Source organism: Nocardia goodfellowii, assembly GCF_017875645.1.
In the GTDB taxonomy this organism is placed as follows: domain Bacteria; phylum Actinomycetota; class Actinomycetes; order Mycobacteriales; family Mycobacteriaceae; genus Nocardia; species Nocardia goodfellowii.
On sequence record NZ_JAGGMR010000001.1, the window covers coordinates 6127115 to 6138999 of the forward strand.

The 11885-nt window shown below is 68.6% G+C and carries 11 protein-coding genes; 6 read left to right on the forward strand and 5 right to left on the reverse strand.

What is annotated here, in order from left to right:
• The first annotated feature begins 226 nt into the window (after positions 1–226).
• The 4 genes from BJ987_RS28335 (at position 227) to BJ987_RS28350 (ending at position 5147) form a co-directional block, all read left to right on the forward strand.
• The gene (locus tag BJ987_RS28335) at positions 227–985 is read left to right on the forward strand and encodes an LGFP repeat-containing protein (protein WP_245366168.1); all 759 of its coding nucleotides are present in this window, start codon (positions 227–229) and stop codon (positions 983–985) included.
• 18 nt (positions 986–1003) lie between these two features.
• Positions 1004–2650, forward strand: a complete 1647-nt coding sequence (locus BJ987_RS28340) for a serine/threonine-protein kinase (RefSeq protein WP_209895911.1) — start codon at positions 1004–1006, stop codon at positions 2648–2650.
• Positions 2651–2995: 345 nt separating this feature from the next.
• Positions 2996–3892, forward strand: coding sequence for a DUF5995 family protein (locus tag BJ987_RS28345; RefSeq protein ID WP_209895913.1), 897 nt, complete (start codon positions 2996–2998; stop codon positions 3890–3892).
• 130 nt (positions 3893–4022) lie between these two features.
• Positions 4023–5147, forward strand: a complete 1125-nt coding sequence (locus BJ987_RS28350; protein WP_209895915.1) for a PQQ-dependent sugar dehydrogenase — start codon at positions 4023–4025, stop codon at positions 5145–5147.
• 74 nt (positions 5148–5221) lie between these two features.
• Here BJ987_RS28350 and hutU read toward each other — a convergent pair whose 3' ends face one another.
• Positions 5222–6874 (reverse strand): urocanate hydratase, encoded by a 1653-nt coding sequence (gene hutU / locus BJ987_RS28355; RefSeq protein WP_209895917.1) that lies wholly within the window; start codon positions 6872–6874, stop codon positions 5222–5224.
• A 26-nt stretch (positions 6875–6900) separates the two neighbouring features.
• Positions 6901–8445, reverse strand: a complete 1545-nt coding sequence (gene hutH, locus BJ987_RS28360) for a histidine ammonia-lyase (protein WP_209895919.1) — start codon at positions 8443–8445, stop codon at positions 6901–6903.
• Positions 8446–8530: 85 nt separating this feature from the next.
• Here hutH and BJ987_RS28365 point away from each other — a divergent pair, with 85 nt between their 5' ends.
• Positions 8531–9304: an IclR family transcriptional regulator gene (locus tag BJ987_RS28365; RefSeq protein WP_209895921.1), complete on the forward strand. Its 774-nt coding sequence runs from the start codon at positions 8531–8533 to the stop codon at positions 9302–9304.
• A 61-nt stretch (positions 9305–9365) separates the two neighbouring features.
• Here BJ987_RS28365 and BJ987_RS37500 read toward each other — a convergent pair whose 3' ends face one another.
• The gene (locus BJ987_RS37500; RefSeq protein WP_307869914.1) at positions 9366–9713 is read right to left on the reverse strand and encodes an excalibur calcium-binding domain-containing protein; all 348 of its coding nucleotides are present in this window, start codon (positions 9711–9713) and stop codon (positions 9366–9368) included.
• Between BJ987_RS37500 and BJ987_RS38090 the strand changes: the two genes are divergently transcribed.
• The gene (locus BJ987_RS38090) at positions 9646–9855 is read left to right on the forward strand and encodes a hypothetical protein (RefSeq protein ID WP_209899755.1); all 210 of its coding nucleotides are present in this window, start codon (positions 9646–9648) and stop codon (positions 9853–9855) included. The genes BJ987_RS37500 and BJ987_RS38090 overlap by 68 nt on opposite strands.
• Positions 9856–10197: 342 nt before the next feature.
• Here BJ987_RS38090 and BJ987_RS28380 read toward each other — a convergent pair whose 3' ends face one another.
• Positions 10198–10950, reverse strand: coding sequence for a ferritin-like domain-containing protein (locus BJ987_RS28380; RefSeq protein WP_209895923.1), 753 nt, complete (start codon positions 10948–10950; stop codon positions 10198–10200).
• A gap of 64 nt (positions 10951–11014) precedes the next feature.
• Positions 11015–11806: an SAM-dependent methyltransferase gene (locus BJ987_RS28385; protein WP_209895925.1), complete on the reverse strand. Its 792-nt coding sequence runs from the start codon at positions 11804–11806 to the stop codon at positions 11015–11017.
• Between the last annotated feature and the right edge of the window lie 79 nt (positions 11807–11885).

Sequence of the window (11885 nt, forward strand, 5' to 3'; positions counted from 1 at the left end):
CCGCTCGTGCGCCCGGTGATTCCGGTGCGCGAGCGGGTCGTGCCGCCGGATTGCTAACGATCCGCCGATGGTCGCCGATTCAGCAGGTGGTCGCGCACATCGATGTCGCTGTGCGCCAGTTCACAACTAAAGCCCCCGCCGTGTTGCCCTGCGCGACGTCCGCGCAGGATGTCCGAACAGACAGCAATCCACTGGCTATCCGAGTACTACCCGCCCAGGAGTTCTCTTGAGACCGTTCCGCCGCACCAACCGTCCTGCCGGTTCGCGCAAGCCCGGCGCCGTGGCCACCGCCATCGTCGCCTCGGGCCTCGCCCTGACCGTGTGCGCGGCGACCGCCGGCGCCCGCCCCGTCGGGCCCTTCGACGTGGGCGGTGCGATCGAGACGGAATACGACCGAGCGGGTGGCACGGCGGCGCTCGGCGAGCCCACCGCGCCGGAAGCGGACGCGGCGAACGGCGGCAAGTTCCAGACCTTCACCAACAACGCCGCCATCTACTGGACCGCCGACACCGGCGCGCACGTCGTCTCGGGCCCGATTCGCAACAAGTGGGGCGCGCTCGGCTACGAGAGCGGCGCATTGCGCTACCCGGTGACCAGCGAAGCGCAGACCCCCGCCGGAAATGGCCTGTTCGTCCAGTTCCAGGGCGGTTCCATCTACTACTCCGTCGGCACCGACGCACACCAGATCGGTGGATTCATCCGCGACAAATGGGGACAGCTGGGCTGGGAGAACGGGCCGCTCGGGTTCCCGCTCACCGACGAAGCCGCCGGCCCCAAGGGGGGACGCTACAACCTCTTCCCAGGTGGAGCCATCTATTGGGCGCCCACCACCGGCGCGCACGCGGTCTGGGGCTCGATTCGCGACAACTGGGTCCGAGCCGGCGGCGAAAGCGGCCGCTACGGCTATCCCACCAGCGACGAATACGACTACGAGGACGGCAAAGCCCAGGACTTCCAGGGCGGCCGCATCACGTGGCAGCCGTAGGTAGGTAGCCTGTCGCCTGTGCAACCGCTTGGCGTGAACGATCCGCGACGGATCGGGGACTACCGGATTCTCGGCGTCCTCGGAGCCGGCGGTATGGGCAAGGTCTATCTCGGCCGCAACGCGGGTGGGCGCACCGTCGCCGTCAAGGTCATCCGGCCCGATCTGGTCGGCAACGGAGAATTCCGCACCCGGTTCGAGCGTGAGGTGACCGCCGCGAAGCGCGTCGGCGGACGATTCACCGCTCCGGTGCTCGACGCCGACGTCAACGCGAACCCGCCCTGGCTGGCCACCGGCTATGTCGCGGGGCTCCCGCTCGATGACGCGATCCAGCGATTCGGCACCTTCACCGAAGACACGTTGCTGGTGCTCGCGCGCGGATTGGCCGAAGCGCTGGTCGCCGTGCACAGCGCGGGCGTGGTGCATCGGGACTTGAAGCCGTCGAATGTGCTGCTGGCCGTGGACGGTCCGAAGGTGATCGACTTCGGTATCGCGCGCGCCGTGGAGGACACCGCGCTCACCACCACCGGAAAGGTCATCGGCTCACCGGGATTCATGTGCCCGGAGCAGGTCACCGGGGAAGCGGTGGTGCCGGCCAGCGATGTGTTCGCGCTCGGCGGTGTGCTGGTGTACGCGGCCAGTGGACAGGGGCCGTTCGGCAGCGGTGACACCGTGCAGATGCTGTGGCGGGTGGTGTACGAGGAACCGCGGCTGGAGGCCGTGCCGGAACGGCTGCGTGCACTGGTCGCCGCATGCCTGGCCAAGGATCCCGCCGCGCGCCCGACCCCGCAGCAGATTATGGACGAACTGCCCCAACTCGGGGTGCCCGCGGGCGGCGGCTGGCTGCCCGGACCGGTGCTGCACGAGGTGAGCACTCGCGCGGTACAGCTGCTCGATCTGGACTCCGGTCACTCCGATCCGATACCGGATCACACCCCGCCCGCAGGCGCGGGCCAGTGGTCCGGTCAGCACACCCCGCCACCCGGCCAGTCCTGGCCCGGCACCGCCCCGGCGGTGGAACACTATGCGCCGCACGGATATCCGGGGCGCACCGACCCGACGCAGTTGTCCCACCAGCAGACCGGCTCCCGCAACCACTGGCAACCCGAGCCCCCGAAGCCGAAACGCCGCGGCGCACTCATCGCCGGACTCCTCGTCGCCATCCTGGTCGCGGCCGGCGCCTTTGTCGTCGGCAACCAGCTCCGCGACGACAACTCCGGCGCGGCCGCCACGTCCACCTCCCCCACCGACACAGCGAACACCACCACCCAGCGCGCCCCCACCTCCGCCACAGCGGCCACCACCACGGCCGCCTCGGGCGAATCCGTACCGGAAGCCTTTGTCGGACAATGGAAGGGGACGGCGCAGGACGGGTTGGTCGGCTTCGACATCGAGCTGACCATCAAGGAGGGCAAGGTCGGCCAGGAAGTCGCTACCTCGGCCAATACCGGTCAACTGCTCCGCCACCGCTGTAGCCGAATCGAAACCCTCACCAACGCCACCGACAGCCAACTGACCTTCCGCGCCCGCCTCGCCGCCGACACCGCGGGCGGATGCGTCGACGACGGCAAACCCTCCACGGTCGAACTGCAGCCGGACGGCTCGCTGTCCTACAGCACGCCCGGGGTGTTCGGCGGCACCATCGCGGGCGTGCTCCGCAAGTCTTAGCCATCCCCCCGATTCGCTGCGGTCGCTCGCTTCGGACGCCCGACGCGGCCTGGCTGTACGCCGGGCCGGCGCGCGAGTTCCCGGAGGTCGAAACGCCTTGGCCGGCGTCCCGGGGGCCGTCGCCGAAAGCGGGTGCTCGGGCCGGACTTACCTACGCTGAACCCGATTGCGTTATAGCAGGCGGCCTGTCGCGCCGCGCGACCCGTGATCTCGGATACGCTTGCGCTGCCTCGTCCCTCGCTTCCGCGCCGTCGCGACCGAGGGGTGGGTGATTGCCAGCCGGACGATGTTGTCCGTCCCGGATCTCTCGGCAGCGGCCGAGGAGCTGACGAACACGGAGTTGTCATGACGATCGCTGGTGCGCGCAACGCTGTGCTGATCGCGGTATCGACCGTGGTCCTGTCCGTGGCGGGATTGGCCGCGCCTGCCGCGAGCGCGGTCGTTTCCGACACGGTCTGCGGGACGCCGCTGAGTCAGGACGAGCTTTCCTCGATCGAACGGCTGTCCGACACAAGCACTTTGCGCGGCTCATCGATGGAGCGCCTGGAACGTGCGGTCGACAACCATCGGCAGATCACCGAAATCCTGGTGCGGCACCGGGATCGTCGCGGGCTACTGGCGCTCGGGCTCAACGGTGTCGAATACGCCGCCGTGATGCCCCTGCAGCGCGACCCGGCAGCATTCGCCGATCCCGAATGGGCACACCGCATCAGCCTCGAGTTGCTCTCCCGCTTCCTCGACAATCTGCACGCCGAATTCACCGGCGCTCCGGCGGAGCCGCACTGGGCCCACTACTTCGCGTTGACCCGCCGCTGCGAGCTCTCCGCCGCCCGGGTCGCCATGGCGGGCTACAACGCGCACCTCACCGTCGACCTCTCCTATTCGGTTGCGGCCGTGGGCAGTACACCCGAGAATGCCCCCGACTACTTTCGTATCGTCGACGCCATCGCCCAGCAGGGCCCGCTCATCATCGAGTCCACCAAAGAGGTCTATCACGGGGACCTGGGTCCCCTCTGGCGCTTCTATTTCGTCGGCGAGGGCCTCGACGCGGTCCTGGGCGCGGGCGTAGCCACCGGCCCGCTCCTGCGTCTCGCCGACGCCGGCGCCAACGTTGTCATCTTCACCAACGGCCTCGCATTGCAGGATCCCGCCCTGGCCCCGGCTGTGCGCATCGAGATCGATCTGCTGTGGCCCACTGCCGACACCGCCTTCGCGGTGCTCAGCGCCAACGGCGGGCTGTAGACGCGAACAACGAAGGGTGTCATCTCGGCGCATGATCGAAAGAGAGCGGTCCGCGTGCCGAGCAATCCGGCACCATGGAAATGGATTCGTTTCGATCGGTGGCACCAGGCGATCGGGTAAGGACCAAGACATGGGGATCGGGAAGAACCGGGGACGCCGAGCGCGTTCCGCGTCGATACTGGTCGCGCTGCTGATCGGCGCGGCGCTCACCGCTTGCGGCGGGGAGCCCGACCCCGGCGAGGCGAACCCGGGCACCGCGGTCAGCAGTACCGCGACGAGTACACCGTCCGGCGTGCCGGATTTGGGGGCGGCGGAGGAGATCGCGCTCGGCATCGACGTCCCGTGGGGGTTGGCGTTGTTGCCCGATGGCGCGGCGTTGGTGGCGGAGCGGGATACCGGCCGGGTCTTGCGGGTGGTGGCGGGGCGGGCGCCGGAGCAGGTCTATCAGGTTTCGGGAGTGGTCGCACGAGGCGAGGGCGGGCTGCTCGGGCTGGCGATCGCCCGCGATTACGCCGCGACCGGCTGGGTCTACGCGTATTTCACCGGCGCGGACGACAATCGGATCGTACGGTTCCGGCTGGGCGGGCCGCAGGAGGTGGTGTTCACCGGAATCGCCAAGGCGGGCAACCACAATGGCGGGCGGATCGAATTCGGGCCGGACGGAATGCTGTACGTCGGAACCGGGGACGCGGGGCAGACGGACCGCTCACCCGATCCGGGCAGTCCCAATGGGAAGATTCTGCGCTTGACACCGGACGGACAGCCCGCGCCGGGCAATCCCACGACCGGGTCACCGGTGTACAGCCTGGGGCATCGGAATGTGCAAGGGCTGGCGTGGGATCGGTCGGGGCGATTGTTCGCGGCGGAGTTCGGTCAGAACCGTTTGGACGAGGTCAATCTGATCGAACCCGGCCGTAACTACGGCTGGCCCGCGGTGGAGGGAGCCGGCGGCGGCGATCGAGGCTACGCCGACCCGCTGTTGACCTGGCCCACCTCCGCCGCGTCTCCCTCGGGCATCGCCATTGCGGGCGACACCCTGTACGTCGCCGCTCTCCGTGGCGAGAGGCTGTGGACCGCAAAGATTTCCGACGGCAAGCTCGGCGAACCCGCGGCTCTGCTGCAAGACCGCTATGGCCGTCTGCGCACCGTCGCCGTGGCCGCCGACGGCGCTCTGTGGCTCACCACGTCCAATACCGATGGGCGCGGCGATATCCGTGACGGCGACGACCGCATCCTCCGCTTCCCGGCGAAGTGAACCCGCGGTGAGGCCTCGTCGAGCGCCAGCGGTTCGGGGATGACCAACGTTTCCGTGCCGGTCGATGTGGTCCGTCAGTCACGTTCCCACATCGGGATGCGCACCCCGCGCTCCGCCGCGACCACGGCCGCATCTTCGTAACCCGCGTCCACATGGCGCATCACCCCGGTGCCCGGGTCGTTGGTGAGCACCCGCTCGATCTTCTGGGCGGCGAGGTCGGTGCCGTCGGCCACGCACACCTGTCCGGCGTGGATGGATCGGCCCATGCCGACGCCGCCACCGTGGTGGATCGACACCCAGCTGGCGCCGGAGGCGGTGTTGAGCAGGGCGTTGAGGAGCGGCCAGTCGGCGATGGCGTCGGATCCGTCTGCCATGGACTCGGTTTCGCGGTAGGGCGACGCGACGCTGCCCGAGTCGAGGTGGTCGCGGCCGATCACCACGGGGGCACGGAGCTCCCCGGCGGCGACCATCTCGTTGAACCGCAGGCCGGCCACCTGGCGTTCGCCGTAGCCGAGCCAGCAGATGCGGGCCGGAAGCCCTTGGAAGGCAACGCGTTCGCCCGCGAGACGGAGCCAGCGGCGCAGGGATTGATTGTGCGGGAACAGCTCCACCATGGCGCGGTCGGTGGCGGCGATGTCGGCCGGATCGCCGGAAAGGGCGGCCCACCGGAAGGGGCCTTTGCCCGCGCAGAAGAGGGGGCGGATGTAGGCGGGGACGAACCCCGGATAGTCGAAGGCGCGGTCGCAGCCACCGAGTTTCGCTTCACCGCGCAGCGAGTTGCCGTAGTCGAAGACTTCGGCGCCACGGTCCAGGAAGCCGAGCATGCCCGCTACGTGGTCGGCCATGGATTCGCGGGCGCGGTCGGTGAATTCGTCGGGCTTCGCGGCCGCGTAGTCCGGCCAATCATCCACTTCGACGCCGCGCGGGAGATAGGACAGCGGGTCGTGTGCGGAGGTCTGGTCGGTGACGATGTCGGCTTCCAGACCTACGGCGAGCAGTCGCGGGATCACCTCGCACGCGTTGCCGATCAGGCCGACCGACAAGGCTTTTCGCGCGCTCCTCGCCGCTGACACCCGCCGGACCGCGTCATCGAAGTCGTCGGCGATCTCGTCGAGGTAGCGGTCGGCGACGCGCCGCCGGGCCCGCGCCGGATCGCATTCGACGACCAGGGCGATGCCCCCGTTCATGGTGACCGCCAGCGGCTGCGCCCCGCCCATGCCGCCGAGACCCGCCGTGAGGGTGAGCGTGCCGGAAAGCGTTCCGCCGAAGCGTTTGTCGGCGATGGCGGCGAAGGTCTCGTAGGTGCCCTGCAGGATCCCCTGGGTGCCGATGTAGATCCAGGATCCGGCGGTCATCTGCCCGTACATGGTCAACCCGAGCGCTTCGAGGCGGCGGAACTCCGGCCAGTTCGCCCAGTCCCCCACCAGATTCGAATTGGCGATCAGCACCCGCGGCGCCCACTCGTGGGTGCGGAACACCCCCACCGGCTTCCCGGACTGGACGAGCAGCGTTTCGTCGCTGTCGAGCGTGGTCAGCGTGCGGGTGATCGCGTCGAAACTGGCCCAGTCCCGCGCCGCTTTCCCGGTGCCGCCGTACACGACCAGATCCTGCGGTCGCTCGGCCACCTCCGGGTCGAGGTTGTTGTGCAACATCCGGATCGCCGCTTCGGTCTGCCAGGACTTGGCAATCAGATCCGTCCCGCGCGCGGCCCGTACCGTTCGAGTCATGCGTTCCTCCGTTCTCGGCGGTTGGACTACTGGTCGATGCGCAGGTGCGCGGCGACGGCGTCGTCGAGCGCCCCGGAGTTGATGAGTCGTTCGGCGGCGGCGATTTCCGGCGCCAGGTGCCGGTCCGGTCCGGGGCCGGGGACCTCGGTGCGCAACAGCGCGAGCGCGGCGGCCGTCACCGGGCCCGGTCGCAGGGGCGCGCGCAGATCCAGAGCCCGTGCGGCCGTGAGGTATTCGATGGCCAGCACCGTGGTGAGCCCGGCTACCGCTTTGCGCAATTTGCGTGCCGCCGACCAGCCCATCGATACATGGTCCTCCTGCATCGCACTGCTCGGGATCGAATCCACCGAAGCGGGCGCGGCAAGTCGCTTCAGCTCGCTGACCACACCGGCCTGGGTGTACTGGGCGATCATGTGCCCGGAGTCGACGCCGGGATCGGCGGCCAGAAACGCCGGAAGTCCGTGCGAGCGTGCGGTATCCAGCATGCGGTCGGTGCGCCGCTCGGCCATGCTCGCCACGTCGGCGATCGGGATGGCCAGGAAATCCAGTACATAGGCCACCGGGGCGCCGTGGAAGTTGCCGTTGGATTCCAGACGGCCGTCGGCCAGCACGACGGGATTGTCGATCGCGGAGGCCAATTCGCGATCGGCGACAGTTTCGGCGTGCAGCACGGTATCGCGGGCGGCGCCGTGCACCTGGGGTGCGCAGCGCAAGGAGTAGGCGTCCTGCACCCGGTTGCAGTCCGGCCCGCGATGACTCGCGACGATCTCCGAATCCGCCAGCGCCGCGCGCATCCGCGCCGCCGAGCGCGCCTGCCCGGGATGCGGGCGCAGCGCTTGCAGGTCCGCCGCGAAAACCCGGTCGGTGCCGAGCAGCGCCTCGACACTCATGGCCGCGGTGATATCCGCGACGTCGAGCAGCCGACGCAGATCGTCCAGGGCGAGCACCAGCATGCCGAGCATGCCGTCGGTGCCGTTGGTCAGCGCGAGGCCCTCCTTCTCGGCCAGCACTACGGGCTCGATCCCCTCGACCCGCAAAGCCTCCGACGCGGGCAGGCGTACGCCCTCTGCGTCGACGACCTCTCCTTCACCCATCAGCGCCAGTCCGATCGCGGCCAGCGGGGCCAGATCACCGGAGCAGCCGAGCGACCCGTACTCCGGGACCACCGGCACGATTCCCGCGTTCAGCAGTGCGGCGAGCGTGTGCGCGGTTTCCGGCCGCACTCCGGTGTGCCCGGTGGCGAGGGTGCGCAGGCGCAGCACCATCAGCGCCCGCACCACCTCGCGTTCCACCGCCGGTCCGGCGCCCGCCGCGTGCGAGCGGATCAACGACCGCTGCAAAGCGGCCCGGCTCTCCGGCGGGATATGCCGGGTGGCGAGTGCGCCGAAGCCGGTGGACACGCCGTAGGTCGGCACATCGCTCACCGCCAGCGCCTCGACGTGCCCGCGCGCACTGCTCAGCCGCTTCTCCGCGGCCGCGCTCAAACGCACCGTCGCCGCTCCGCGCGCGACAGCGACAACCCACTCCCTCGACAGCGGCCCATCCAATTCGACCTGTGCGATATCCGGCATGGGTCCCATTCCACAACCGCGACGGCGCAGGCAGAATGAGGCCACGCCGGATACAGTCTGGTATTTCAGACAGAGCGAGGAAGTCATGGGTGATATCCCGGCCCTGCGCCGCGGCCTCGCGGTACTGCGATTACTGGCGACCCGCGCCGGCCCGGTGTCGGCCGCCACCATCGCCCGCGAGCTCGCCCTGCCGCGCTCCACCACCTACCACCTGCTCACGGAACTGGAACGGGCCCGTTTCGTCACTCATCTGCCGGCCGAGCGACGCTACGGCCTCGGCATCGCCGCGTTCGAACTCGGCTCGGCCTACCTGCGCCACGATCCGCTGGAACGACTGGCGGCGCCGCTACTGCGCGAACTCGTGGAACGCGTCGGTCACAACGCGCATCTCGGCGTCCTGCACGGCAACGAACTGCTCTACCTGATCAAGGAACACCCTGCCCGGCCGGAAACGGTGGTCACCGAAGTCGGTGTCCGGCTCCCGGCGCAGCTGACCGCTTCGGGCCGAGCCATCCTCGCGCATCTGCCGGCGGCGCACGTCCGCGCGCTGTTCCCCACCGCGAGCGCGTTCGTCCACCGCACCGACCGCGGGCCCACCACGCTCGCCGCGCTGCGGTCGATCCTGTCCGCCGAACGCCGCCGCGGCTGGTCCTGCGAGGACGGACACATCACCCCCGGGTTCGCCTCGGTAGCGCACCCCATCTTCGATCACGCCCACCACCCCATCGCCGCCATCAGCGTCACCCTGCGCCACCACTGCGACAACACCCCGTGCGGCACCGACTGGTCCGCGTTGGCCACCGAAGTCCGTTGCACCGCAACCGAACTCACGCGCCGCATCGGCGGCCGGAGCGACTGAGCACGCTGCCGCCGGAGCTGCGGATCATCCGGCGCTCCGGCGGCACACCACTTCTGACGAACTACTCGCAGGCGACGCCGTCATTGTCGCGGTCCAGCTTCGAGCTGTAACCGGGTTCACCTCGATGCAACGGAGCCGCCCCGGCGGCTCTGGCCGCAGCGCAGTTGGCGTAGTAGGCGGCGGGCGGAGCCACGGTAACCGGCGGGGGCGGCGGAGGCGGTGCGACAGTAGTCGGGACCACGATCGGAGCACGCACAGTCGGTGGCACGGTCACCACCGGCGGGACAACCGGAGTGCCGGCCGTCGGCGGCGGAGTGGGCGGTGGCACAACTTCGTTCACGGTGGTCGGCACGGCCGTCGGGGTGCTCGACGCGGTGGTTGTGGGCACCTGGGTGGCGATCGGCGCCACCGGGACCGACAATGGCGCGATGGGAGTCGCCGGTTTGTCGCGGTCGCCGCCGCTGATCACGCCGAGAAGCAATAAGAAAGCAAGTAAACCGCCGCCGATTCCGGCGAAAATCTTGAGATTCTTCTTCTTTGCTGCACGCTGAGACGCGTTCGGCTGCGGCCGATTATCCATGGGGTACTTTCTCTGTCTCGCAGGCGAATCCGTCGCCACTGCGGTCGAGCTGTACCCGGGATTTCGGCTTCTCCGCGCCGAGTGTTACGGCTACTGGAGCGAACTGCTCCGGCGTGCGCCCAGAACACGCTCGAAAGCCGCCTTTTCCGACTCGGCGATCCGGAGGCGGTAGCAGAACTTGCCTTCGATCCGGCGTGTTCCGCCGCCGGCTACGATCCGCCGAAAACTCATCTCGCTCTTTCCCGCTCACTCGATCGACACTGTGCTACCAACGGTAGCGACCCCAGAGAATATCGAGCAACCGAATGTTTTCCTAATCCGGCACCCCTGGCCGGCACCGCAGCGGGATTGCCGCGGGCGCGATCGCGGCGAACAGCGCGAATACGCCGCGCGCGAAATCCACCCGGCCGATACCGAATTGCCGCAGCGCCGGACCATGATCGACAGCCACGACCACGGTCACACCGGCCATCAGCGCCCACCACACCGCTACGGCGAAAAGCCGTGCCGGGCGGGATTTCGCGGCGAACGCCACCCGCAACCGCTGACAGTGAAACGGCACATGCCGTTGTTCGTCGGCGAGCACGAGCCCGGCGACCTGCGTGGTCAGTGCATCGCCGGTACCGTCGCGCAGCGCCCGGTAATACCGCAGCGCAACCACTTCCGCCAGCATCAGCACCATCAGCTCGAGCCGCAGACCCAGCGCCCGGCGCAACCGGACGAACACCGCGTCGGTCCAGTGCGCCGAAATGGTGGGCTGCCCGGCGGACTCCAGCAACAATCCGAGCATGCGCGCGTGATTGCGTTCCTCCGCGACGAACAACCGCACCGCGGCCGAATACTCCGGATCCCCCGCGCGATCCGCCTTTCCGATCAGGTTCGCGCCGTCACCGCTCTCCCCGACTTGGAAACGTTGCACGCTGCGCACGATCGCCGGATCGAGCCGAGCGCCCCGGGACCAATCCGGGTCCCCCGCGGCGGCCCGCGCGGTGACCTTCGCTTCGAATTCTCTTGTCCATCGCGTGAAATCATAGGTATGAGCAACGCCGCCCCGCACTGTGTCCATAGGCCAAACCCTAGGAAGCGGCTGTGCGGATCGGCGGGCCCCGGCGTGGAGATTCTGTGCAGGATCAGGGCTTGCGGCCCACCCCGCCCCAGACCGAACCCGGCCGGATACCTTTCGCTTCCTCATCGGTCCGCCAGTAATTGAGCGGGACGATCCCGGGCGGCACCAACTCCAGCCCCTCGTAGTAACCGGCGATCACCTTGTTCGGACGCGGATGATAGGGCACACCACCGCTTTTGGCGTAGTTGTGGCACAGCCGCACATAACCCTCGTCGTCGTCGGTGCCGTCGTTGTGCGCGAGATAGCTGCCGGGGACGACGGCGTCCATCATGGTCCGGATGATGCGGTGCGCGTCTTCCGCGGTAGGCGCGTGACCGAGCACACCCATGAACAGCACGGCGATCGGTTCTTTGAAGTTCAGCACGTTGCGGGCGTCGGCGATGATGGATTCCGGCTCGTTGAAATCGCCCTCCACATAGGTCGTCACCCCTTCGTCGGTGGTGTTGACCAGTAGCGCCCGCGCGTGCGCGAGCACCAGCGGATCGTTGTCGACATAGACGATTTTGGAGCTGGGCGCCGCCTTCTGCGCGACCTCGTGCGTGTTCTCCATGGTGGGCAGGCCGGTGCCGACATCGATGAACTGCCTGACTCCTTGTTCCGCCAGGTATTCGACCGAACGGATCAGGAACTGCCGGGACTGGACCGCCATCGTCTTGATCTCCGGGTACCCCTGCACCGACGATTCCCCGACCACCCGGTCGACCTCGTAATTGTCGCGACCTCCCAGCCAGTAGTTCCAGATCCGGGCCGAATGCGGAACATCGGTGCGAATTAGGTCTTTGCGCTTGTTCGCCATGGGAGGCTCCTGAACGAAAGGAACGATTGCGTCGCGGTGACTGTACTGCCGATCGGCGGTCCGCCGGAGCGTGTTCGGC